27 protein-coding genes and 1 tRNA gene are annotated in these 24,514 nt (G+C 60.4%); all 28 read right to left on the reverse strand.

What is annotated here, in order from left to right:
* Positions 1-5 precede the first annotated feature (5 nt).
* Positions 6-1,070 carry a chemotaxis response regulator protein-glutamate methylesterase gene (locus M5C01_RS10510; protein WP_152738190.1) on the reverse strand — a complete coding sequence of 355 codons (1,065 nt, stop codon included), beginning with the start codon at positions 1,068-1,070 and terminating at the stop codon, positions 6-8.
* Positions 1,067-1,642: a chemotaxis protein CheD gene (locus tag M5C01_RS10515; protein WP_306110041.1), complete on the reverse strand. Its 576-nt coding sequence runs from the start codon at positions 1,640-1,642 to the stop codon at positions 1,067-1,069. Before M5C01_RS10515 ends, M5C01_RS10510 begins: the two co-directional genes overlap by 4 nt.
* On the reverse strand, positions 1,581-2,384 hold the full coding sequence (locus tag M5C01_RS10520) for a protein-glutamate O-methyltransferase CheR (protein WP_152738187.1): 804 nt from the start codon (positions 2,382-2,384) through the stop codon (positions 1,581-1,583). Before M5C01_RS10520 ends, M5C01_RS10515 begins: the two co-directional genes overlap by 62 nt.
* On the reverse strand, positions 2,381-2,908 hold the full coding sequence (locus M5C01_RS10525; RefSeq protein WP_103498647.1) for a chemotaxis protein CheW: 528 nt from the start codon (positions 2,906-2,908) through the stop codon (positions 2,381-2,383). Before M5C01_RS10525 ends, M5C01_RS10520 begins: the two co-directional genes overlap by 4 nt.
* A 90-nt stretch (positions 2,909-2,998) precedes the next feature.
* Positions 2,999-3,508, reverse strand: a complete 510-nt coding sequence (locus M5C01_RS10530; protein ID WP_152738183.1) for a chemotaxis protein CheW — start codon at positions 3,506-3,508, stop codon at positions 2,999-3,001.
* 3 nt (positions 3,509-3,511) lie between these two features.
* The gene (locus tag M5C01_RS10535) at positions 3,512-5,911 is read right to left on the reverse strand and encodes a methyl-accepting chemotaxis protein (protein ID WP_152738180.1); all 2,400 of its coding nucleotides are present in this window, start codon (positions 5,909-5,911) and stop codon (positions 3,512-3,514) included.
* A gap of 23 nt (positions 5,912-5,934) precedes the next feature.
* Positions 5,935-8,076: a chemotaxis protein CheA gene (locus tag M5C01_RS10540; protein ID WP_152738576.1), complete on the reverse strand. Its 2,142-nt coding sequence runs from the start codon at positions 8,074-8,076 to the stop codon at positions 5,935-5,937.
* 16 nt (positions 8,077-8,092) lie between these two features.
* Positions 8,093-8,410: an STAS domain-containing protein gene (locus M5C01_RS10545; protein WP_103498643.1), complete on the reverse strand. Its 318-nt coding sequence runs from the start codon at positions 8,408-8,410 to the stop codon at positions 8,093-8,095.
* Positions 8,411-8,441: 31 nt separating this feature from the next.
* Positions 8,442-8,810 (reverse strand): response regulator, encoded by a 369-nt coding sequence (locus M5C01_RS10550; RefSeq protein ID WP_103498642.1) that lies wholly within the window; start codon positions 8,808-8,810, stop codon positions 8,442-8,444.
* 12 nt (positions 8,811-8,822) lie between these two features.
* Positions 8,823-9,971, reverse strand: coding sequence for a methyl-accepting chemotaxis protein (locus M5C01_RS10555; RefSeq protein WP_103498641.1), 1,149 nt, complete (start codon positions 9,969-9,971; stop codon positions 8,823-8,825).
* Positions 9,972-10,140: 169 nt separating this feature from the next.
* The gene (locus M5C01_RS10560; RefSeq protein WP_178129811.1) at positions 10,141-11,409 is read right to left on the reverse strand and encodes an HD-GYP domain-containing protein; all 1,269 of its coding nucleotides are present in this window, start codon (positions 11,407-11,409) and stop codon (positions 10,141-10,143) included.
* A gap of 159 nt (positions 11,410-11,568) precedes the next feature.
* Positions 11,569-12,825 (reverse strand): serine hydrolase domain-containing protein, encoded by a 1,257-nt coding sequence (locus tag M5C01_RS10565; RefSeq protein WP_152738173.1) that lies wholly within the window; start codon positions 12,823-12,825, stop codon positions 11,569-11,571.
* A gap of 147 nt (positions 12,826-12,972) precedes the next feature.
* A complete protein-coding gene (locus tag M5C01_RS10570; RefSeq protein WP_103498640.1) occupies positions 12,973-13,392 on the reverse strand; it encodes a type II toxin-antitoxin system VapC family toxin in 420 nt (139 codons plus the stop codon).
* The gene (locus M5C01_RS10575) at positions 13,392-13,643 is read right to left on the reverse strand and encodes a type II toxin-antitoxin system prevent-host-death family antitoxin (protein WP_177099964.1); all 252 of its coding nucleotides are present in this window, start codon (positions 13,641-13,643) and stop codon (positions 13,392-13,394) included. The genes M5C01_RS10570 and M5C01_RS10575 overlap by 1 nt, the downstream gene beginning before the upstream one ends.
* Before the next feature lie 109 nt (positions 13,644-13,752).
* Positions 13,753-14,655: a LysR family transcriptional regulator gene (locus tag M5C01_RS10580; RefSeq protein ID WP_178129810.1), complete on the reverse strand. Its 903-nt coding sequence runs from the start codon at positions 14,653-14,655 to the stop codon at positions 13,753-13,755.
* 29 nt (positions 14,656-14,684) lie between these two features.
* Positions 14,685-15,428, reverse strand: a complete 744-nt coding sequence (locus tag M5C01_RS10585) for a cysteine hydrolase family protein (protein WP_178129809.1) — start codon at positions 15,426-15,428, stop codon at positions 14,685-14,687.
* A 218-nt stretch (positions 15,429-15,646) separates the two neighbouring features.
* A tRNA-Lys gene (locus tag M5C01_RS10590) sits at positions 15,647-15,722 on the reverse strand.
* Positions 15,723-15,785: 63 nt separating this feature from the next.
* Positions 15,786-16,475, reverse strand: coding sequence for a 7-cyano-7-deazaguanine synthase QueC (queC, locus tag M5C01_RS10595; RefSeq protein ID WP_100938838.1), 690 nt, complete (start codon positions 16,473-16,475; stop codon positions 15,786-15,788).
* A gap of 1 nt (position 16,476) precedes the next feature.
* Positions 16,477-17,124, reverse strand: coding sequence for a 7-carboxy-7-deazaguanine synthase QueE (gene queE, locus M5C01_RS10600; protein ID WP_100938837.1), 648 nt, complete (start codon positions 17,122-17,124; stop codon positions 16,477-16,479).
* A 164-nt stretch (positions 17,125-17,288) separates the two neighbouring features.
* Entirely contained in the window at positions 17,289-18,104 is an 816-nt protein-coding gene (ybgF, locus tag M5C01_RS10605) for a tol-pal system protein YbgF (RefSeq protein ID WP_103499431.1), read from the reverse strand.
* Between the two features lie 6 nt (positions 18,105-18,110).
* Positions 18,111-18,608, reverse strand: coding sequence for a peptidoglycan-associated lipoprotein Pal (pal, locus tag M5C01_RS10610; RefSeq protein WP_100938835.1), 498 nt, complete (start codon positions 18,606-18,608; stop codon positions 18,111-18,113).
* A gap of 53 nt (positions 18,609-18,661) precedes the next feature.
* Positions 18,662-19,942, reverse strand: a complete 1,281-nt coding sequence (tolB, locus tag M5C01_RS10615; RefSeq protein WP_152738568.1) for a Tol-Pal system beta propeller repeat protein TolB — start codon at positions 19,940-19,942, stop codon at positions 18,662-18,664.
* 17 nt (positions 19,943-19,959) lie between these two features.
* On the reverse strand, positions 19,960-21,027 hold the full coding sequence (gene tolA, locus M5C01_RS10620) for a cell envelope integrity protein TolA (protein ID WP_152738167.1): 1,068 nt from the start codon (positions 21,025-21,027) through the stop codon (positions 19,960-19,962).
* Positions 21,027-21,479, reverse strand: a complete 453-nt coding sequence (gene tolR, locus M5C01_RS10625; RefSeq protein WP_103499434.1) for a protein TolR — start codon at positions 21,477-21,479, stop codon at positions 21,027-21,029. Before tolR ends, tolA begins: the two co-directional genes overlap by 1 nt.
* Before the next feature lie 14 nt (positions 21,480-21,493).
* Positions 21,494-22,189: a protein TolQ gene (tolQ, locus tag M5C01_RS10630; protein ID WP_100938831.1), complete on the reverse strand. Its 696-nt coding sequence runs from the start codon at positions 22,187-22,189 to the stop codon at positions 21,494-21,496.
* Positions 22,179-22,646, reverse strand: coding sequence for a tol-pal system-associated acyl-CoA thioesterase (gene ybgC / locus M5C01_RS10635; RefSeq protein ID WP_103499435.1), 468 nt, complete (start codon positions 22,644-22,646; stop codon positions 22,179-22,181). The genes tolQ and ybgC overlap by 11 nt, the downstream gene beginning before the upstream one ends.
* Before the next feature lie 138 nt (positions 22,647-22,784).
* Positions 22,785-23,843, reverse strand: a complete 1,059-nt coding sequence (gene ruvB, locus M5C01_RS10640; protein ID WP_100938829.1) for a Holliday junction branch migration DNA helicase RuvB — start codon at positions 23,841-23,843, stop codon at positions 22,785-22,787.
* Complete coding sequence (ruvA, locus tag M5C01_RS10645; protein ID WP_100938828.1) at positions 23,844-24,458, reverse strand: Holliday junction branch migration protein RuvA; 615 nt, start codon at positions 24,456-24,458, stop codon at positions 23,844-23,846.
* Positions 24,459-24,514 lie beyond the last annotated feature (56 nt).

Here is a 24,514-nt window from a genome sequence, read left to right on the forward strand (position 1 = left end):
GGCCCTCAGCGAACGTGCCCGCAGATGCCGAGGATCGCCCCGGCGATCTGCTCCAGCGGCAACTCCCGCTCGACCGCCCCCAGCTTGAGCGCCTCCCGCGGCATCCCATAAACCACGCACGACGGTTCATCCTGCCCGAGGGTCCTGGCGCCGGCATCGCGCATTTCCTTCAAACCCCGGGCGCCATCATCGCCCATACCGGTCATGATGATTCCCAGGGCATTGCTGCCCGCGCCCCGAGCGACCGAACGGAACAGCACATCGACCGAGGGCCGGTGCCGGCTGACGGGAGGGCCGTCGACGATATCCACCTGATACTGCGCGCCGTTGCGCTTGACCAGCATATGGCTGCCCCCTGGGGCGATCAATGCACGTCCCGGTATCACCCGGTCGCCGTGGCGGGCCTCGCGGACTTCGATCTCGCAGACCTGGTTGAGACGTTCGGCAAAGGCCGCGGTAAATTTTTCCGGCATGTGCTGGACAATGACAATGCCCGGGCAGACCCGGGGCAACACTCGGAGCACCTGCTCCAGGGCCTGGGTACCGCCAGTGGAAGTGCCCAGGGCGACAATGTTCTCGGTCGTGCGTGCCATGGCTGTGCTACCCGCCGGCAGGATCGCGTCGGCAGTGTGTCTGGGCAGAATCTCAGGAGCCAGGACCCGCTTCAGATTGGCCTTGGCCGCGGCCTTGACCGCATGTATCAGCTCATCGGTGCTGTCGTTCAGGAACTGACGCAGGTTGGACTGGGGCTTGGTGACAATACTCACCGCTCCCGCCGCCAGGGCCTGCAAGGTGGTCTTGGCGCCCTTCTCGGTCAGGGTCGAACAGATCACCACCGGTGTCGGACGTTCGGCCATCAGCTTTTTCAGGAACGTGATGCCGTCCATGCGCGGCATCTCCACATCCAGCACGATCACATCCGGCCACTGCCTGCTCATCTTCTCCATGGCGAACAGCGGATCAGCGGCAACACCGATGACTTCGATCCCGCTGGCCTGGCCCAGGGTCGCGCTCAATACCTGACGCACCACCGCCGAGTCGTCGACAATCAATACCTTGATATCCGTCATCTTGCGCGACTCCTCGGGGGCCCGACCTGGCCTGGGGCCGAGTCCGTATGGTTGAGTTGCAGGCGACCGTTGGCCACATCGAACACCAGGCTGCGATAGCCCTGGCCACCCACGTGATACACCTCGCAGCGCAGGCCATGAGCCTTGATCAACCGCCGGGCGGCATTCACATTCAGCTCGCCGATGCCGACACCATCGCGGCGTCGGACACTGGGAAACATGTCGCCACCACCAAAGACGCTGATGACGAACTCTTCGGGCCGCGCCTCGGCTTGACGAATGAAGGTCAACAGCAGCGCCAGCGCATCGGCCGCGTAACGCCCGTTCAAGTCACCGGCATCCCGCCCGCGTCGCAAAGGCAACATGTAATGACACATCCCCCCCAGCAAGCGTTGCGGATGCCACAGCACCAGGGCCACGCAGGAGCCCAACAAGGTACGCAGCCGCAACTGCCGGCCGCCGAACACCACTTCACCGGGCTGCAGGAAGTGCTCCACCACCTCGGGCGCATCAGGCCGCGGGCTTGCGGTAGATCGATGGTTTGACCAACTGCACATCATCGGTAATTCCATTCAGGCTCTCCGAATGGCTAATGACGAAGTAACCACCAGGCTTGAGGTGCTTGAGCAGACGCTGCACCACCTGGGACTTGGTCTGGTTGTCGAAATAGATCATCACGTTGCGCAGGAAAATCACGTCGAACTGCCCCACCGCGGGCAGCGAGGTGTTCAGGTTGAGCGCGGTGAAATCGATGCGCGACGCCAACGCCGGATCCACCATGAAAATGCCGGAATTACTGCCGACGCCCTTGAGGCAATACTTGTTCAGCAGCGCTTCGGGGATGCCCTTGGTGGCATCCAGCGGATAACGCCCGGTGCGGGCCTTGTCGAGCACACGCGTGCTGATATCCGAGGCGAGAATCTCCCACGGTCGCGAACCCAGGCTGTCGGCCAGGACCATGGCCAAGGTGTAAGGCTCCTCGCCAGTGGAGCAGGCACCACTCCAGATCCGCACCGGGGCATGGCCCCGCAATTCGGGGAGAATGACGTCCTTGAGGAATTCGAAGTGCCTGGGCTCACGGAAAAAATAGGTTTCGTTGGTGGTCAACAGATCCACGGCCATCTGCAGTTCGACCTTGTCTTTGGTCAGCAGGCGATAATAACTGCCATAGTTGGTCAGCTTGAAATACTGCAGGCGCTTGGCCAGGCGACCGCTGATCAACTGCTTCTTCGCGTCGGACATGCTGATACCAGCAATCTCGCGGATCATCGTGCGAAATTGTTGGAACTCATTGTCTGAAAGAATCACATTCATGAGGCCAGTCCTTGTGTCAGGGCACTCTGGGACTGCAAAGCCGACCAGTCGTCCGCGCCAAGAATCTGCTCGATGTCCAGCAACAGGACGAAGCCGCCATTGAGCTTGCCAATACCCAGTATGAAGGCCGGGCTCAGGCGCCCATTAAGGGCTGGCGCGGGCTCGATCTGATCCCGGGCGATCTCCAGCACCTCGCTGACCGCGTCGACAATGATGCCCACCAGACCGGAACCGTCCGCCCCGCGGGTTTCCAACATGACGATGCAGGTGCGGGCACTCTGCTGCGTCAGGCTGCCGCCGAAACGCAGCCCCAGGTCCAGCACCGGAATCGCCGCGCCACGCAGGTTGGTGACTCCGCGAATGCTCGGCGGTGCCAGTGGCAGCGCAGTAATCGGGCCGTATTCGACGATCTCCCGGACACTCAAGGTGCCAACGGCAAACATCTCCTGACCCAAGCTGAACGTCAGGTACTGGGTTGGCACGGCGTCCTGTGGTTGCCGCAAAGGCGAAATGGATTCAGACATGGCTCACTCCCGGGGACCGCCCTTGAACGGCCGGTCCCTTATCAAGATTGGACAGCGGCACCCGCTTGCCCGGCGCCGGATCGACAGCGTTCAGTGCAGTTGACCGGCGATCTCACTGACGCAGAGCACCTGGTCGACCTGCAGCAAGGTCAGGAACTCCCCCCGGACCCGGACCATGCCGCGGATGAAATCTCCACGGATCCGATTGCCGATCACCGGGGCCGGCTTGATGTCGGCCAGGTCGATCTCGATCACCTCGCTGACCGAGTCGACGACAATACCCAGCACCTGCGAGTCGCCGTCCTGCAACACCTCAAGGATCACGATGCAGGTACGGCTGCCCGGTCGCGTGATGCCTCTGCTGAAACGCGCTTGCAGATCAATCACCGGTACCACCGCACCCCGCAGGTTGATCACCCCGCGGATAAAGTCCGGCATCATCGGTACCTGGGTGACCTGGCCGTACTCGATGATCTCGCGCACGCACAAGGTATCGATGGCGTAGGCCTCCCTGGCCGAGGTGAACGTCAGGAACTGTGAGGGCTCGCTCTCTCCCGGGTTCTGCGCCTCCGGTTCGAGGATGCTGGCGGCTGTGTTCATGACTTAACTCCCGAAGCGAATGAAGCCGCCCTCATGGGCATGCTCGCGGTCTTGCATGCCCCGCTGGCTGGAAGGGGCCACACGCAGCGCGGGGGCGACCGCCGCCCCGCCCTGCAGGGTGAAAAAGCCCATCAGTTCCTGCAACTGCTCGGCCTGGCTACTCATTTCCTCCGCCGTGGCGGCCAGTTCCTCGGAGGCCGAGGCATTCTGCTGGGTAATCTGGCTCATCTGCGACATCGCCCCGTTGATCTGTTCGGAGCCGATGGATTGCTCTTCGGACGCGGCGGCAATTTCCTGGACCAGGTCGGAGGTCTTGGTGATCGAAGGCACGATCTCATCCAACAGGCTGCCTGCACGCTCCGCCAGGGCGACGCTGTTTTTTGCCACCTGGCCGATCTCCTGGGCCGCGATCTGGCTTCGTTCCGCCAGCTTGCGGACTTCCGCTGCCACCACCGCAAAGCCCTTGCCATGCTCACCGGCACGGGCCGCTTCGATCGCCGCGTTGAGCGCCAGCAAGTTGGTCTGATAGGCAATCGAGTCGACGATACCGATCTTCTCGGCAATGGTTTTCATCGCCGAAACAGTGTCTTTCACCGCCTGCCCCCCTTCGCTGGCCTCCTTGGTGGCCTTGCCCGCCATGCCGTCGGTGACCTTGGCGTTCTCGGTGTTCTGGGCAATCGATGCCGACATCTGCTCCAGCGACGCCGAGGTTTCCTCGACCGACGCGGCCTGCATCGACGCCGACTGGCTGATGCTTTGCGCGGTGGCGGAAATCTCTTCCGAAGCACTGGACAGCGAGTCGGCGGAACTGCGCACTTCACCGATGATCTGCGAGAGCTTGCCCACCGTTTCGTTGACCGAGTTTTTCAAATCTTGCAGGCTGCCCTGGTAGTGTCCCTTGACGCTGCGGGTCAGGTCGCCGCTGGACAACGCCGCCATGACTTCCATCGCCTCGCTGAGGGGGGCGACAATCGAGTCCAGTGTGCTGTTGATCCCCTCGACGATGCGGCGGAAATCACCTTGATGACGCGTGCTGTCGGCGCGGGTGTCGAGCTTGCCGACCACGGCATCCTCGCTCAGCCGGCGGGTGTCTTCGACCAGCGCCTGGATATTGCTGCGCAGCTGTTCGATGTTGTCATTGATGAAGGATTTCTTGCCGGGGAAACGAGCCAGGGGAGCCGACAGATCGCCTTCACCGAACGCACGGATACAGGCCATGGCTTGTTTCTTCACGCTGATATGGCCGTTGACCATGTCGTTGATGCCCTGGGCGATCTGACGGTATGAACCCTGGAATTTCTGCGCATCGATCTGTACATCGATGTCACCTTTCTCGTGCTGGTCCGACATCCGGTTCATCTCTTCGATCAAGGTCATGATCGTGCTGCGCAGATGTTCGATGGTGACGTTGATAAAGGCTTTCTTCCCAGGGAAGGCCTGCAACGGCGCCCCCAGGTCGCCCTCGCTGATCGACTTGATGCAGGCCATGGCCTGTTTCTTCACGCTGATATGGCCATTGACCATCGCATTGATCCCTTGGGCCATCTGCCCGTAGCTTCCGGCGAAGCGGCCAGCCTCGATATGCACCTCGATATCGCCTTTATCGTGCTCGGCGGACATGTGGTTCATTTCTGTGATCAGTTGGTTCAGGGTACCGCCCAGTTGCTGCATGGAACCCAGCAGGCCCGACTTCACGGCACCACCGCTGGCTAAGGCTTCCAACTGACCGGCGACCAGGCGTTCACTCAGAGCCCGGACTTCATCCGGCTCACCGCCCAGGGAGCGCAACAGGTTACGCGCCAGGAAAAAGCCCAACAGGATAGTGATCAACAAGGTCACGCCACCCACCAGGCAAACGATGTAGAACGCGGTCTGCTCGGTCCCGGTCGCGGCCAACGCCGCTTTGCTGCCCAGTTCCAGGTTGTACTGGCGCATATCGCTCAAGGCCGCGGTAACTTTGTCTTGTGCCGCCTGGCTGTCGAGCAGCAGACCGCGCACGGCAGCTTGATCGCCATTTTTGAGCAAGCTATCAAAACGCTCCAGGCCACGGTTGTACTCATCAAGGCGGGCTCGAAGGCTATTGAGCAACGCTGCGTCGTGATCATCGGAGATCAACTCCTTCTGATAACGATCCAGCGCCTGGGTCACCGACGCCTGGGTCTTGTCGACCCACGACAAGCGGCTGTCGAGCGGCGTGGAAAGGTTCTGCCACTGATGAACATGGCTATCGGCCAGGGTCTCGGCCACCTGGTCCAACAGGACAATGCTCGGCACCGTATTGACCTGGGCATAGCTGGCCATGGTTCTGGCCCCGCCCATCAGATAGAGACTGACCCCGCCCAGGATCAGGATACCCAGCAGGGCGGAGGCGACCAACAGCGAGATATTCTTTTTGACGGTCATGAGGCTGTACTCCAAGGGAAAGACTATTGAGTCAGTTCAGGGCAGAGGGTCGCGCCGTGTTTCTGCTGGCTGGCGACCTGCCCGAGCAGGTTGGGAATATCCAGGATCAGCGCCACCGCGCCGCTCCCCAGGATCGTGAAACCTCCCAATCCATGGGCCGTGCCGAACAATTTGCCCAGCGGCTTGATCACGGTCTGGAACTCTCCCAGCAACTGATCAACCACCAGCCCTACCCGAACGCCGGCGTAATGCACCACCACGATGTTTTCACGGCCCGGGTTCGGCTCGTCGATGGCAAACATGTCCCGCAGGCGCAAGACCGGCAACACCGAGCCCCGGAGGTCCAGATAGTCTTGATTGTTGCAATCATCGGCGTTGAGCTCGATGCACTCCTCGACCATGTCCAGGGGCACCACATAAGAGGCCTTGCCAACCCCGATGAGAAAGCCATCGATGATCGCCAGGGTCAGCGGCAGGCGAATACGCACCGTGGTGCCGACACCCTCCTCGCTTTCCAGGTTGACGCTGCCCCGCAGCGCCGTGATGTTGCGCTTCACCACGTCCATGCCCACGCCCCGCCCGGACAGGCTGCTGACCTGTTCGGCGGTGGAGAAGCCGGGCTCGAAAATCAGATTGAGAATGTCCTTGTCCGCCAGCACCTGCCCTTCGGCCAGCAGCCCCCGCTCCCGGGCCTTGTTCAGGATCCGTTGCTTGTTCAGGCCGCCGCCGTCGTCGCAAACTTCGATGACGATGCTGCTGGCCTCGTGATAGGCGTTGAGTCGAACGCTGCCCTGGGCAGGCTTGCCCCGGTCACGGCGCAGTTGCACGGCTTCGATGCCGTGATCCATGGCGTTGCGCACCAGGTGGGTCAAGGGGTCGCCAATGCGCTCGACCACGGTCTTGTCCAGTTCGGTTTCCGCACCATTGACCTCAAGGACAATGTCTTTGCCCAGCTCCTTGGAGACATCACGAACCACCCGCTGGAAGCGGTTGAAGGTGGCGCCGATCTGCACCATGCGCAGGGTCAGGGCGCTGTCGCGCACTTCCTCGACAAGGCGCGAGAGTGAACTGGCGGCCTCGATCATCTCGCCGATGCCCGTGCGCGCCGCCACCAGATTGGCACCGGCACCGGCGATGATCAGTTCGCCCACCAGGTTGATCAACTGGTCCAGCTTGCCGGCATCGACGCGAATCAGGTTGCCCTCGACCGAGCGTGCCTCCCTGGTCGGCTTGCTTCTGGACAGACCGTCGCCTTGAGGCAGAGGCTGGTCAGGCACGACCTCGGGGGCTGCCATGAACGTCGCGGACGGCACCTGAGTCGCCGCCTGCCAGTCTTCGCGGGTCAGCGAACCACAAGCGATGAACACCTCCAGCAAAGCCTGCGGATCGCTGCCCAGACGCTCGATCAGCGCCTGGAAATCCGCCGGTTGGCGCTCCGGCGGCAGCACGCAGATCTGGCTGTCTTCGCGAACGAACTCGAAAGCGCTTTCGATGGTCGCCTGATCGGCTTCACTGACAAACCCCAGTTCGAAACCCAGGTAGCAACTCTCAGGGTCCATCGCCGCCACCTCCGGCAGGCCCTCGGTCATGCAGACAACCTGGGTGATCTGCCCGAAGCTCTTGAGGTAGCGCAGAAAGGACAAGGGATCCATGCCATTGCGCAGCACATCGCTACCGAAACGCAGTGACAAGTGCCAATGACGCAAGCCTCCCGTCGAATCGCTCGCGGGTATGACCATGACCGCCCCTTGTTCCGACTCAAGAGACGGCTCCAGATAACCATTGAGCAGCGCCACCAGGGCACTGCCCTGCCGTTCGTGATCGGCGGTCATACCTTGCAGATCGCCATGGCGGGCCAGCAGCTCGATCAGTTCGCCCAGATGATCACGAACCTGCAGGAACAACGCACTGAGTGCCTCGTCCACCCGCAGTTCATTACCGCGCACCCGGTCCAGCACGCTTTCCGCCACATGGGTGAAGGCGACGATAGGGGTCAGGCCGAACAGACCGGCGGACCCCTTGATGGTGTGGGCCACGCGAAACAGCGCGTTAATCGTGTCGACGTCATCGGGGACCTGCTCGATCCGCAGCAGTGCGTCCTCCATCAGCAACAGCAGCTCCTGGCTTTCGGCAATAAAGGTTTGCAGCACATCGTCCAGGTTCATCGGCGTGCTCATGACGTCAGCCCCTCTGGGCGGCAGTTGCACCCGCCTCATCGAAATAGCGATGCAATCCGCTCAAATCGAAGGCCTGGAGTACCGCTGCGCTGTGATTGCTCAGGATCAGGGTGCGGCCCTGGCGGATCGACTCCTGCTTGGCCAGCACCAGCAATTGCAGCCCGGCGGTGTCCAGTTCGTCGACACTGCCCAGGTCCATTTCCACCTCTTCGGCAAGGGGAAACAACTCCAGCAGCAGGTCCCGGCGCTCGGTCGCGGTGTAGATGGTCAGCGGTCCCTCAAGGACCAGGATCCGACGCAGGCAAGGCACGGTGTGTGGCATGACAATCTCCTTTCCAGGGGGCCCTGGACGGCTACGACATGATCAATTTGGACACGGCACTGAGCATCTGGGCCGGCTGGAAGGGCTTGACCATCCAGGCCTTCGCGCCGATGGCCTGGCCCTGCTGTTTCATCGACTCGGCCGCTTCGGTGGTAAGCATGATCACCGGTGTGAACTTGTAGGCCGGCAGTTGCTTGGCGGCCTTGATGAAGCTGAGGCCGTCCATGTTCGGCATATTCAGGTCGCTGACGATCAGATGAATCTTGCGACCGTCGAGCTTGCTCAGGGCATCTCTGCCATCGCAGCCCTCGATCACTTCATAACCAGCGCCTTTCAGGGTGATGCTGACCACCTGGCGAATGGAGGCAGAGTCATCGACGATCAAAATGGTTTTGCTCATGGGGGGTACTCCCTAGAAAAAGGTGATGTCGGATGAAGCACTGCCGGCCAAGGGTTTGCCGTGATGAATCGCGTGTTGCTCGGGCATGGTGTAGGTGCTGGCCAGTTGTTCGAGCCAGGCATGGGCGGCAATAGGTGGCGGCGTGGCACCGGCCTCGCTGAGTTGTTGACGTTCGCTGACCTGGTCACGCAGCTTGCCGAGGTCGTTGTTGACCAGGCTCAGCATCTGGCTGACCCGATCCTGAAACTGCAGGGCGACCAGCACCCCGGCGATCTCGCTCGCGACATTTTCACTCTGCTGCTGCAGGCCGCTGCTGGTGTCGACGATGGCCTGGGCGTTGTGCCGAAAATGCTCGATCACCTGGGACACCAGTTGTTCCGAATGGGCCAGGGTCTGCGAATCCTGCTGCGCCTGATGCCGGGACAGTTCGACCGTACGAGCGATCGCCGCATTGACCGTGCTCACTGTCTCGCTGATTTTCAGACCGGTATCACCGGACAGGCTCGACAGCTTGCGCACTTCGTCCGCCACCACCGCAAAACCGCGGCCGGCGTCACCGGCACGGGCCGCTTCGATCGCCGCGTTAAGCGCCAGCAGATTGGTCTGCCGGGCGATATCACCGACAAACTTGGCCATTTCCTGCAACTGTGAGGTGAACTCGGACAGCAGCAGGACCTCCTTGAGTTCCGACTCCTTGCGCAGGAGAGCGCCGCGCAACTCGACCATGATCGCGTCCAGGTCACGCTGACCGACCTCAAGGATCTCCACCAACCTGGTCCCGGAACTCTGCCCGGCGCCCTTGGAAACCGAAGCACTGATATCACCGGACAGCGTGGCGAAACGATTGCTGAGTTTGAGAATCGACTCTTCGCTGAGGCTGCGGGCCGCGTCGATCTGGCGGCACCAGATCGGCAGAACCTGGGTACAGACCTCGGCCAAGCCCTCATCCGGCGACACTGGCAAAGGCCTGTTCAAGGATTCGAACGCCTGTTCCTCGCGCCGTTGCACGGAGCTCAAGGTGCGCAGCGCCAGGGTGCCGATCAGCAAGGACCCCACCAGTACTGCGGCACTGCTGCCCAGGGCCAGACCGTTCAGACCGATGCTGAGCAGGATCGCCAGGCAACCCAGGGCGCCACTCAAGACCGCCGGCAGCAGTGTCATATTCACGGGGGAAACCAGTGTCTGTCCTTTCACCTTCGTCTCTCCAGATCAGGATCGCTCAGAAAAACCGGAAGGCCGCTCGGACATCTGCTGAAAGTGGTGTACCGAGGGTTCTGGCTGCCTGGAGAAATAATGGCCCGGTAACATCACCGCACCTATCGGAGCATCCCTATTTACAGCTAGGATTTGCAGGACGGCAGCTAGGACAATCCCTACAAGCACCCTCTGTCCAAAGCGCCTCGAGATTTTTGAAGTTCCAGTTTTTCTCCAGCTCCAGGCCGATGATCGCGTCCTGCCCACTCGCCAGATCCACCACCTCGAGGGTCACGGGCATACCGCGCGATACCGAATAGAAAACCTTCACCTTGGGAATGAGCAACGAATCGGCGTTCTGTTCCATGACCACCGCCAGACGCTCGCTACGCAGGCGCACCAACGCCCCCACCGGATAGATCCCGACACATTTGACAAAAGCATGGAACACCATCTGGTCGAAGTGCCCATCCCATCCAGCCATTCTGTGGATCGACTCGGCGGGGCCCCAATGGCGACGATAGGGACGATCCGAGGTAATGGCGTCGTAGACATCGCAGACCGCGGCCATGCGTGCGAACAGGCTGATCTGGGTACCCCGCAGCTTGTGGGGATAACCGCTACCGTCGACCTTCTCGTGGTGGTGCAGGCAGACATCCTGCACCCGCAAGCTGAAATGATTGCTGTCCAGCAACTGCAGCCCGGCCTCTGGATGCGAACGGATCGTCTCGAACTCGCCGTCAGTCAACTCCGACGGTTTGTTGAGGATCGCCTCTGGTATGGTCATCTTGCCGATGTCGTGCAGCAGGCCGGCGAGCCCGGCATCCTGTACCAGCAGCGGCGGCAGGCCCAACTGGCGGGCCAGGCCGATCATCAATCCACAGACCGCCACCGAATGCATATAGGTGTATTCATCGGCGTTCTTGAGTCGGGCCAGATTGATCAGGGCGTCCGGATGGCGCATCAATGAGTCGGAGATATCCCGCACCATGTAGGCCACATGATCCATCTGGATGACCCGGCCCATGCGCAGATCGCCAAACATCTCGATGACCGCGGCCTTGGACCTGGAACAGACGTTGGCGGCCCGCACCAGTTCGTCGCTCATCGCCACCCGCGCGCGCTCAGGCTTGGGCGTACACGGGAGGGCCGGCGCGATAGGCACAGCAGTAGCGACGGCCACATCCGGGGGAAAAGGCTCATGCGGCCCCACAACCGGCGTATCGGCGCCCTTGGAAAGGTCAATCCAGACGCAGGCAATGGACGAATCCCGGACCTTCTCCAGGGTCTGCTCATCCTCAAGCAGAAAGCTTTTTTTCCAGAACGGGTGATCGAGCCAGGGACCGCAAAGCTCCTGGATATACATGCCGACGCCCAAATCGGCCACGACGATTTTTTTCAGCACGATCAAGCCCCTTTTCAGGTCGCGACAAGCCCTCGTCGAGTGCTCCGATGCGCCCCTCGCCTAACAAGCCGGCACGCTGTGGAACATGACGGAAAACCTGACTGGCATGAAAAAATATCGTCGATAGGCGGGAGGCCCCGCCATCGGAGCATCCCTATTTCAGGGTAGGGATAACGGAGACGGGGTAGGAAAATCCCTAGCTGGCGGCGCCAAAGAGACGGCTTTGCCGACCGCATCAAAGAACGCCTGGCGTTCCGCGAAACGCTCCTTGTCCGAGGCGCTGGGCCATGCGCCGAGGACCACTACCAGCAATTCATGTCGCGGGTCGAAGTACATGGCCTGACCAAAGATACCGAGGGCCTGATAAGTCTGGTCCACGCCGATCCACCACTGGAAGCCGTAGCCAAGATTCGCCGTGTCGCCGCGAACCGCCCAGTGGGTCGCCTCACTCACCCAGTTCGCCGGCAAAACCTGCTGCCCGCCTGCACGGCCGCCGTTCATGAAGAACAGGCCAAAGCGCCCGAAGTCCTCCAGTGTCATGCTCAGACAGCAGCCGGACAGCTCGCTGCCCCTGGTATCCAGAGCCCACACCGCATCACGGGCCATCCCGGTGCGGGACCAGATTTTCTCCGACAGGTAGTCGGCAAGCCCCTTGTGGGTGACACGGCTGACCAGTAGCCCGATCAGATCGGTCTCTCCGGTCTTGTAGACGAATCGCGTCCCCGGAGGCGCCTCGCGTTGCAGCCCGGCCATGTAGTCCAGGATCGAATGGCCAGGATGTTCCGACAGATGCGCGAACTGGTTCACATCGGAATGTGGGTCACGATAATCCTCGCTCCAGCGCACACCCGAGGTCATGGTCAACAGTTGCCGGATCGTCACGGTGTCGTAGGCACTGCCGGACAGTTCAGGCAAATAACGAGTAACCGGATCTTCGATACTGTGGATAAAACCATCCTGAATCGCGGCGCCCAGCAGGGTGGAGGTAATCGACTTGGCCACGGACCAGGAGGTCCAGCGCTCATTCGCCGTCAGATCCGGACCATAACGCTCGAGCAGCACGCGTCCGTGGTCAATCACCAAAAGTCCTTCGACGTTGGTATCGCGCATAAAGGTGGCGGTATCCAGGGGGCGGCCATGGTGGACGAAGTTCACAGCCAACTCGCCCTTGGCACGCGGTAGCTCGAAGACTGCAGCGGTGCCACGGGATACAAAGCGGGTCGGAAAAATACGCTCCATATTGCGGTAGCCGAACCTTTGCTCCGCGGGCGTCCAGAAGAGAAAGCGGCCAGGGGACGGCTGGACTTCAACAGCGGCGGCGCCAGCCTGCGTAGCGGCGAGTGCGGCATGGCAGACTAGTGAAAACCCGAGCACCAGGCTGGCCAGCCCTGCAATCCGTTGAAGTCGGCGGCTCATAAGCAGACTCTTGATACGTGGAGGTTTAAAACTAGCTCAGTCCCGAATCGAAAAACACTCTGCGGGTGATTTTTCATGGCCAGCAAAATGATGGTGACGGCTCCAAGAAAGGCTGTAAACGCGACCTATCAGTACGCCCGGACCAGATCATGACTTCCATGGATTGATAAGGGCGACACCCGTCGACGCAAAATCCGCCACGTTGCGGGTAACGACCGTCATCCCGTGGACGAGGGCCGTGGCTGCAATCAACGCGTCCCGCTCGGCCCGTGGGTCTGGTACATGCAGTTGAGCGCAGCGCAGCGCCACGACAGTATCGACAGCCAGAATACGCCCGGAGAAACCGGGTATCACATGCTGATCAAGCCACGTCCGCAGAAGAACCCCCTGGGGGGCATCCCGTCGCTCTATCTGAAGCACCCCACTTTCCAGTTCCAGAAGGGTGACAGCCGACAGGAACAGCGCATTGGCTTGGACGCCTCGCGCCCACTCGATCACGCCAGCATCGGCCTTACCCGATTTTGCTTTGCGCAGCTCGGAAACCACGTTGGTGTCGAGAACAAACATCAGGAAAGATCAGCAGGTCGCTGATGGATGACGGCACGCGGCGGATCGAATGCAATATCTTCAACACCGGGCATCGCCAGAACGTCGATGATGCAGGTGTTACCGCCAGCCAAGCGCCGGTATTCCTCAATGGAAAGCAGTACATGCGCAGGCCTGCCACGGTCAGTGATGAAGACCGGCCCACGGAGCGCGGCTTTCTTGGCCCCGCTTGTGTCGTGGTTGAACTCACGGCTGGATAACGTGGTATGCAAGGTAGCAACCTCCTGCCAACAATAATGTAGGCATGTTACTACATCGGTAGGTTTGGTCAACGGCAGCATGAACGTGAGCACCTATGCTTTGCGGATATCCCACACTACATCAAGTGGAAGCATTGTTTCCCATCTGGTAATAATCGGTTATGAAATCCACAAACGCCCTCACCTTGGGCGCCAAGTAGCGGGCTTGTGGATAAATCGCGTAGTAATGCCGCTCACCCAACGAATAGTTGGGGAGGATGGAGACCAACCGCCCCTGGGCAAGATCGCTACGCACGGTGGCCTGGGTGAAACAGGCAATGCCGGCACCGGCCAGCGTCGCGGCGTGCAAGGCACTGATGGTGTTGCTGCGGAACTGACCGTTTGGCGTGACCTTGACCGAAGCACCGCGCGCGGAGCTCAGCTCCCAATCCGAAGAGGCCCCGATAAACGTCAACAGGCGATGCTTGTCGAGTTCCTGGGCTGTACGCGGTAACCCATGGGTACGGATGTAGGCGGGGGAAGCCACCAGCACCCGCTTGGAGACCGTCAGGGTTCGGGCGATCAAGGTGGTGTCCGCCAGCGCACCGGCGATCCGTATCGCGACATCAAAACCTTCGGCAACCAGGTCAACGAACTGATCATCGCAGCACAGCTCCAGTTCGATATCGGGATAACGCTTCTGGAAACCCGGCAGCCAGTGCGGCAGATCCAGGGTGCCAACCACCAGGGGCACACTGACCCGCAACAGTCCTTCCGGACGTTGATGCCCCTGGGCCATGGCTTGGGAAGCCGCGTCGACACGATCGAGAATATCGACGCACGCCGCGTAGTACTGCTCCCCTGCCCCGGTCAGGCTGAAGCGCCGGGTGTTGCGGTTGATCAACTGAACGCCCAGTTCAATCTCCAGTTGCTGCAACTGCCGTGAAATCGTCGAGTGGGTGGTGTCCAGGCGTTCCGCCGCGGCAGAGAAGCCCTTGGCCTCGACAATGCTGCGAAAGGCGCGCATGGCGGATAACTGGTTCATGAAGCAGGCGTTCCGAAGTCAGGGGTTGATCACTTGACCGGCAAGGCAACGATTTGCGAGGTGGTCAGCACCGAACCAAAGGTGTCTTCGATCTCGGCCAGCGCCGAGTTGTGCAACTCGTCCTTGCTCACGGAGTGGCCATTGGCAAGGGTGATGGCACGAGTGGCGGTGGCGTCGGATGCTACCACAACGCTGTAACCCAACGGCACGGCGTCACGGGCCGCACCAGCCACGCAGGCGTGGGTCATCAGGCCGCTGATGATCAAGGTCTTGACCCCAGCCTTCTTCAGTTGGGCATCCAGGTCAGTGCTGGCGAACACGCTGACGGTGCTCTTCTGAACAACCTTGTCCTGTGGACGCGGCTTCATCTGCGGATGGAAGTCGACAGTCTTGCCGTCAATGCCGAACACCGCCGCACCAGCAGGCGCAATGTGCTGCACATGGATCACCGGGATGTGCTCCTTGTCGGCGAAGGCGATCAGGCGCTGGGTGTTTTCCAGGGCCTTCATACCATCCGGGATCGGCATACGGCCGCTGAAGTATTCGTTCTGGAAGTCGATCACCACCAGGGCGGTGGTTTTCGGGTCCAGGCGGTCGCTCGGCTCGGCACCGAACATGGCGCGGATGGTTGGGTGTTGATTGGTCGGCGCTTCAGCAGCGCTGGCGAACTGGACGGCCCCTAACATCAAGCCCAAACCGACGATTGCAGACTTGAGCACGTTGGAAAACGAACGTTCGGCCTCAGAGGCTTGAAACAAAGAAGCATTGCTCATGATGAAGTTCCTTTTTGGAGATTGGCTAACTGGGACTCAGCTTAAGGAGTAGCCCCTGTAGCAACAACGCACCAATCAGAACAATATCTGTTTGCCATCCACACAAATAAAATCAAGTAACCCGCACGCTCGACACTGCGCCTGTTTTTCTCGCATGCAAAAAAAATCCGGAACCCCTCACTTTCGTGGGCATTCCGGATTTTTTTCTACAACAAATATGGTGGGTCGTGTGGGATTCGAACCTACGACCAATTGGTTAAAAGCCAACTGCTCTACCAACTGAGCTAACGACCCGCTGTGTGGTGGCGCGTATAATACTGATTTCTAACGGTAATTCAACACCTTAAATGAAAAAAATCAAAAATAACGTGTCGGATCACTGATTCCGGCCGCTGCGAAGCCTTCAGCACGTAGCCGGCAGCTGTCACATTTCCCACATGCAAAGCCGTTAGCATCCGCTTGATAGCAGGATACGGTCAGCGAATAGTCGACCCCGAGCTTGATTCCGGCCTGGACGATATCGCCCTTGCTGAGGTTCTGCAGCGGTGCCTGGATGCGGAAACCATTGCCCTCGACACCGGCTTTGGTCGCCAGGTTGGCCAGGGTTTCGAAAGCCTCGACGAACTCGGGACGGCAATCCGGGTAACCGGAATAGTCCACCGCGTTGACGCCGATAAAGATGTCACGGGCTCCGAGCACCTCGGCCCAGCCCAGGGCGAGCGACAGGAACACCGTGTTGCGCGCCGGCACGTAGGTCACCGGAATGCCTTCGCTCGGCGCCTCGGGCACGTCGATGCTGCTGTCGGTCAGGGCCGAACCGCCGATGCCGTTGAGGTTCAGGCCGATAACCTTGTGTTCGATCACGCCAAGGTCACGTGCCACCCGCTCGGCCGCCTGCAGCTCGGCACGGTGCCGCTGGCCGTAGTCGAAGCTCATGGTGTAGCAGCTATAGCCCTCGGCACGCGCCATGGCCACCACGGTGGCCGAGTCCAGACCGCCGGAGAGAAGGATTACCGCTTTCTTGTCAGTGCTTGCTTGGGTGGTCATATCAGCGCCCCGGCTCGTCATTCCATAGGTATTTGTGCAACTGCATCTGCAGGCGCACCGGCAGGTTGTCCGCGACGATCCAGTCGGCCAGCTCACGGGCCGGCAGATCGTGGTGGCTCGGCGAGAACAGCACTTCGCCGGCACGTTTTTCCAGACCGTACTGAATCAGTTTGGACACCGCCCAGTCATAGTCCTCCCGCGAGCAGATCACAAACTTGACCTGGTCGTTGGGGGTCAGCAGCTCGATATTCTCGTAGCGATTGCGGTGCGATTCCTTCGAACCCGGCGTCTTCAGATCGAGCACGCGACTGACCCGGGTGTCCACCGCAGAGATATCCAACGCACCACTGGTTTCCAGGGACACACTGTAACCAGCGTCACAGAGCTGCTTGAGCAAGGGAATGGCATTGGGCTGGGCCAGCGGTTCGCCACCGGTCACGCAGACATAACGCGGACGGTAATCGGCCACCTGGGTCAGCAGGCTGTCCAGGGTCATGAGTGTGCCGCCGCTGAAGGCGTAGGCACTGTCGCAGTACTGGCAGCGCAACGGGCAACCAGTCAGGCGCACAAAAACGGTGGGCAGCCCAGCCGTCCGCGTTTCACCCTGCAACGAGTAAAAAACTTCGGTGATTCTCAATGTGTCTTGCATAGTCGCCACGGGCGTAACAGCTAAACAGGCCGTCCGCCTCAGTCAGGCACCGCCATGAACCTGCAATCGCACAGTCCAGGACAGCGTGTTTCATAAAAAAGGGCGTGAATTCTAACGAAAAAACCCGCGACAAGCGCGGGTTTCTTCAAGCAGGCCGTCGGCCGTCACATGCGCTGCAGATCGCGCTGTGCCAACTGCGCGGCGGAAGTCCCGGGATATTGGGAAACCACCTGCTGCAGAATGCCCTTGACCTTGTCGGTATGACCCAGGCGACGCTCGACATCCGCCAGCTTGTACAGCGAATCCGGCACCTTGGCGTGCTTGGGATACAGCTGGCTGACCTTGGCAAACGCCTGGCCGGCACCTTGCAGGTCGCCCTTGGCCAGATTGACTTCGCCCAACCAGTACTGCGCGTTACCGGCGTACTGGCTATTGGGGTACTTGCGCAGGAAGGCGCTGAACGCCTGGCTGGCCTTGTCGAAGTCCTTGGCCTTGATCAGGTCGAAGGCGGCATCGTAGTAGAGTTTTTCCTTGGCCGGATCACCCGGCTCGCTGCTGGCCGCGGGGGCCTGGGCAGCGGGTGCAGCACCGGCGGCGGCATTGACATTGCCACCGGTTGAAGAATTATCAGGAGCCGCAGCCGCCGGAGCGCCGCCACTGCCTATGCGCCGATCAAGATCCTGGTATCGCTCCAGGTTTTCCTGCTTCATGCGCGCAATATCGTTTTGCAGAACCTCGATCACGCCTTGTTGCTGCGCGAGTTGCTCCTGCATGCGTTGCAATTGGTTGAACAGCTCGCCCTGTGCCGAGACAGGGGCCGAAACCCCTCCCCCGGCATAGGCGCCGTTCGTACCGTAACCCGCAGGCGGATAACTCCCACCGTTACCGGAGTTGTCATCGACCACAGGAACCGCAGCCCACGCCGCAAGCGGCATCAGGCTGAGAGCCAGAACAGTTACAGCACGACGGCACGTTCGCATGACGAATTACTTACGCAGTTCGACGCGACGGTTTTGAGCCCAGGACTGCTCGTCATGGCCAGTAGCTACTGGACGCTCTTTACCGTAGGAAACCAGTTCCAGCTGACCTGGAGCAACACCTTGCAGTACCAGGTAGCGTTGAACGGCTTTCGCACGACGCTCGCCCAGTGCCATGTTGTACTCGCGAGTACCACGTTCGTCGGTGTTACCTTCCAGAACGACTTTAGCGCCGCTAGCTTTCAGGTCCTTGGCGTGAACGTCCAGGGAGCGCATGGCTTCTGGCTTCAGGTCCGAGCTGTCGTATTCGAAGTAGAAAGTGGTGATAGCGCGCAGAGCAGCTTCTTCGCTCAGGGAGCCGTCGACTGCACCAGTGTTAGCGCCGTAACCAGCGTTTGGGTCTACAGCGCCTTGACCGGCATTGTCGCCGCCTTTGGACGAGCAACCTACAGCTACAGCCATGGCCAGAGCCAGCGCAGCAAATTTACCAAACTTCAGCATTTCCATCGTAAAACTCCTAATGAACCCCAGTGTGTTAAGCAAAATCGTAAAGCGCCGCGTCAGTTCAGGTAAGGGGACCAGGAAGGTTCTCTGACTTCGCCTTGAGCGGTAGGAAGCGGGAGCCTTACGCGTCCATTAATGGACACGAGCATCAAGACTCCCCGGCCCTGCTGGGCGGTGGCGTAGATTACCATGGTGCCGTTGGGCGCGACAGTGGCTGACTCATCAAGGTTGGTGTCTGTCAGTATTTTTACTGTCCCACGTTGCAAATCCTGAGCCGCGACTCGGAAATTGGTGAAGCCGTCCTGGCGGTGAATCATCACCAGGGTCTTTTCATCCGCCGACAATTTCGGGTTGGCGTTGTAGTTGCCGATGAAGGTCACGCGCTCCGCACCACCGCCATTGACGTTGGTTTTGTAGATCTGTGGCTTGCCGCCACGATCGGAGGTGAAGTAGATGGTCGAGCCATCCTTGCCCCAGAACGGTTCGGTATTGATGCCCGGGCCGCTGGTGACGCGACTCATCTGGCGCGTGGCCATGTTCATCACGTAGATGTCCGGGTTGCCGTCCTTGGACAGCACGAACGCCAGGCGGTTACCGTCCGGCGACCAGGCCGGCGCACCGTTGAGGCCTTCGAAGTTGGTGATCTGCTCACGGCGACCGGTATCGATGTGCTGGACGAAGATGCGCGGACGCTTCTGTTCGAACGACACATAGGCGATACGCTTGCCATCCGGTGCGAAACGCGGCGACAGGATCGGCTCGCGCGATTGCAGCAGGGTCACCGCGCGGGCACCGTCATAGTCCGAGCGTTGCAGGGTGTAACGGGTGTTGTTCACCGAGAAACGCTCAGCCGTGACATAAAGCATGCGCGTGGAGAACGCACCCTTGATACCGGTGAGCTTTTCGAACGACTGGTCGGAGATGTAGTGCGACATGTCGCGCAACTGATCGACCGTGCCCGACACGCTGCCGGTCAGCACTTGCTGCTCGGTGGCGACGTTGAACAGCGCGTATTGCACCTGCAGGCGACCGCCGGCCGGAACAATGCTGCCGACCATGATGTACTGGGCGCCCAGGGCCTTCCAGTCACGGTAGATGACTTCGCTGGCCTGGGTCGGCAGGCTGATCATGTTCTGTTTCGGAATCGGCGAGTAGTAACCGGAGTTACGCAGGTCGTCGCCGATGATCTGGGCCATGTCGTCCGGCAGGACGCTACCGCCCTGCCAGCCGAAGGGGACGACCGCGATGGGCGTGGCCCGATCGCTGCCGCTGGTGACCAGAATGTTCTTTTCATCCGCCATCGCCATCCCTGCCAGGCAGCAGATCACGACAAGCATTGTTCGAAGAAGGTTTCTCACAAGGCTAGATCCTCAGGTGTGAATGTCATCTTGAAGGAACGATAGGGCGCAAAGTCGCTCGGTTTCATTCCCTGCATTTCCGTCAAACGACCAATATTCTTGACCGCAGCTACCGCCGAGGCGTCAAACGGGCCGTCGCCACTGGTCTTGGCCACCGTGACCGAGGTCACCGTACCATCCGGCAACATGCCGATTTGCAGCACCACCGTCATACCTTTGCGTGCCGAAGGAGGACGTGCCCAACCTTCCGCTGCCCGCGAACGAATCAGATCGTCAAAGCTGCCCGCCGTTTCATCACCCTGCTCATCAGCCAGGGCCTGTTGGCGTTGCGGCGTGTCGGAAAGCAGATCTGCCAGGGCCTGGGCCTTTTTATCTTCGGCGGATTTACGCGCCGCATCCTGCGACTTCTTCTTCGCAGCATCGGCAGCAGCTTTCTTCTTCGCGTCTTCGGCGACTTTCTTCTTCGCCTCGTCAGCTTCGGATTTCTTCTTCGCGTCTTCGGCGGCTTTCTTCTTGGCGTCTTCGACGATTTTCTTCTTCGCGTCTTCAGCAGCCTGCTTGGCCTCTTCTTCAGCGGCCTTCTTGGCTTCGTCGTCGGCTTTCTTCTTGGCTATATCAGCCAGTTCCTTTTTCGCTTCGGCAGCCTTTTTCGCGTCGTCGGCTTTCTTGGCCTCATCGGCCTTTTTCGCCTCATCCGCGGCTTTCTTGGCTTCGTCGGCCTTTTTCGCGTCGTCGGCCTTTTGAGCCGCTTCCTCTTTCTTTTGTTCCGCAGCCTTTATCGCTTCCTGCTCGACCTTCTTCTGTTCCATCTGTTCGACTTCGGTCTGACGCGCAGCGGATTTCTTCGCCTCACCCGCAATCTTCTGATTGGTCTGGGTGGTCGCCTGACTTTTCGATTTCAGCTGATACAGGGTCGCCTGGACAATCGGCTTGGCTTCCGGCAGATCCGGCGTCATGGCAAAGCTGACGAACAGCATGCCAAAGATCAGGATATGCAGGCCGATCGCCCAGACCCAGGGCCAGAAGTAGCTTTCCGAAGCGGACGGCTCTCGCTGTTGGTGCATCAGGGGGCCTCGGTAATCAAGCCAACATTACCGACGCCGGCCTTCTGCAGACCGCCCATGGCACCCATGACGGAGCCATAGTCGACGGTCTTGTCACCGCGAATGAACACCTGGGTACGCTTGCCGCCTTCGGTGCCGGCACGGATGATCTTGGTCACCGCGTCGGTCATCTGCGGCAGGGTCATGGCCCTGTCCTGCTGTTTTTCGGTATCGACTTCGCTGCCAAGGTTCCAGTAGTAGGTCTTGTCAGCCTTGATCGAAATGGTCAGGACCTGGGTGTTGTTGTCCTGCGGCAAGGCTTCGCTGGAAACCTTGGGCAGATCAACCTTCACGCCCTGATTGAGCATCGGCGCGGTCACCATGAAGATAACCAGCAGCACCAACATCACGTCGATGTAGGGCACCACGTTCATCTCGGCGACCGGCTTGCGTTTGTGGCGAACTCGGGCCATGGGGATTTACCTGCTCACTCTTCGCTGGTGTGCACTTTACGGTGCAGGATCGCCTGGAACTCATCGGCGAAGGTGTAGTAACGGCTGATCAGGGTCTCGCCACGGGCCGCGAAGCGGTTGTAGGCGATAACCGCCGGAATCGCCGCGAACAGGCCGATGGCGGTGGCCACCAGTGCTTCGGAAATGCCCGGGGCCACGGTGGCCAGGGTTGCCTGCTGGGCGGTAGCCAGGCCACGGAAGGAGTTCATGATCCCCCAGACGGTACCGAACAGGCCGATGTACGGGCTGACGGAACCGACGGTGGCGAGGAACGGCAGGCTCTGCTCGAGTTTTTCTTCTTCACGGGAGATGGCCACGCGCATGGCACGGGACACGCCTTCCATGACCGCTTCCGGATCGACGCCCGGTTGCTGGCGCAAACGGGAGAACTCCTTGAAACCGGCACGGAAGATCTGCTCCACACCCGAGTCCGGGTCCGGGTTGCTGCCGGCCTGACGGTAGAGCTTGGACAGGTCGATACCCGACCAGAAGCGCTCCTCGAAGCTCTCCAGGGCGCGGCGGCCGGCGCGCAGCAGGTTGCTGCGCTGAAAAATCATGACCCATGAGGTGACCGAGGCGGCCAACAGGATCAGCATGACCAATTGCACCACGATGCTGGCATTGCTGACCAAGCTCCACATGGAGGAATGGTCGACGACGTTAGCTTCCACGCTTTATCTCCTGCTCTAAGTGAGTACCCGCGCCGCTTGTGTCGGCAAAGGCCGAACGCAAGGCTTCTGGAATGGCCCGGGGTTTTAAACTATCGGCGCGCACACAGGCCACCAGGAACCGCCCTTCACAGAGCAGCGTTTCATCATCAGCCCGCCTGACCTGCTGCTTGAAGCGCAGGCTCGCACGGTTCAGCTCAATCACCTCGGCGCTGATCAGCAGTTCGTCGTCCAACCGCGCCGGCGCGTGGTAACGCGCTTCGCTGGAATGCACGACGAACAACAGGTTCTCCCCTGCCAGCGACGATTGGGCAAAGCCCAATGCCCGTAGCCGCTCGGTTCGAGCCCGCTCCATGAACTTAAGGTAATTGACGTAATACACGATGCCGCCGGCATCGGTGTCCTCGTAATAAACGCGACAGCGATGTGCGAACGACTGAACCCCGTTTTGCGCGCGCATACTCTAGTGCTTACTCCTCAGGTTGCCAATCCGGCCAGGCAACTGTTTTTCATCCTTCGACGACTTTTTGCATGAAGATTCGTGACACGTGCCCTTCGGACAACGCAAACCGCGAATAAATCAGCCCCGATTCCGCTTTTACTCGTCCAACGCATCCAGAAACTCGTCTACCACGGGCATTTCACCCAAGCGCGACGGAATATTCAATCCGAAGTGCAGATAGGCATGCCGGGTCACCACCCGTCCACGGGGGGTGCGCATGATGTAGCCCTGCTGGATCAGGTAGGGTTCGAGCACATCTTCAATGGTGTGCCGCTCCTCGCTGATCGCCGCCGCCAGGCTGTCCACGCCGACCGGACCGCCGTCGAACTTCTCGATCATGGTCAGCAGCAGGCGCCGGTCCTGGTGATCGAAACCGTGTTCATCGACATCCAGCAAGTTCAACGCCAGGTCCGCCACGGCCTTGGTGATATGGCCCTTGGCCCGCACCTCGGCGAAATCCCGCACCCGGCGCAACAAGCGATTGGCAATCCGCGGCGTGCCCCGGGCCCGTCGAGCGATCTCGAACGCGCCTTCCGGGTCCAGCGGCAAGCCGAGAATCCCCGCCGAACGAGTGACGATGGTCGCCAGGTCCGCGGTGCTATAGAACTCAAGACGCTGGACAATACCGAAGCGGTCACGTAACGGGTTGGTCAACATGCCCGCGCGGGTGGTGGCGCCGACCAGGGTGAAGGGTGGCAGATCAAGCTTGATCGAGCGCGCCGCCGGCCCTTCGCCAATCATGATATCGAGCTGGAAGTCTTCCATCGCCGGGTACAGGACTTCCTCGACCACGGGCGACAGGCGGTGAATTTCATCGATAAACAGCACATCGTGGGGTTCAAGGTTGGTCAGCAGCGCCGCCAGGTCGCCGGCGCGCTCCAGCACCGGCCCCGAGGTGCTCTTGATCGACACGCCCATTTCCTGGGCGATGATATTGGCCAGGGTGGTCTTGCCCAGGCCCGGCGGGCCGAAGATCAGGGTGTGGTCAAGGGACTCGCCACGCCCGCGTGCCGCCTGGATAAACAGCTCCATCTGCTCCTTGACCGTCGGCTGGCCGATGTACTCGGCCAGGCTCAACGGCCGAATGGCGCGATCCTGGACTTCCTCGCGGTCACGCCCGCCGGAGGCGGTAATCAAACGGTCGGCTTCAATCACTTAGATCATTCCCTTCAGGGCGCGACGAATCATGTCTTCGCTGCTCAGGCCTTTGTCTTTGATGGCCGACACCGCTTTGCTCGCTTCCTGGGGCTTGTAGCCCAGGGAAATCAGCGCACTGACCGCATCGCTTTCAGCACTGGCCACCGGCTGCGCAGGGGCACCGTCCGGCTGGTTGGGCACCAGGGCAAACATGCTCGGCACGGTTTCCCAGGCCTTGAAGCGGTCCTTGAGTTCCACCAGCAGGCGCTCGGCGGTCTTCTTGCCAACGCCGGGCACCCGCACCAGCGCCGAGGTGTCCTGGGCCTGCACGCAGCGCACCAGTTCATCGACCTCCAGGCTCGACATCAACGCCAGGGCCAGCTTCGGCCCGACACCGTTGAGGCGGATCAACTCGCGAAAAAAGTCGCGCTCGCGCCTGCCGATGAAGCCATAGAGTAACTGGGCATCCTCGCGCACGACCAAATGGGTGTGCAGGGTCAGCGGCTCGCCGACCGACGGCAGGCGGTAAAGCGTGGTCATCGGCACCTCCAGCTCGTAGCCGAGGCCATTCACATCAAGGATGAGATGCGGCGGCTGTTTTTCAGCCAGAGTGCCGCGCAAACGTCCAATCACGTATCAGATCCTTATTTCTGGCCAGACCAGTGGCTGACGACTCGGAACGATAGCGC

Source organism: Pseudomonas sp. MWU12-2319 (assembly GCF_023242525.1).
GTDB lineage: Bacteria > Pseudomonadota > Gammaproteobacteria > Pseudomonadales > Pseudomonadaceae > Aquipseudomonas > Aquipseudomonas gingeri_D.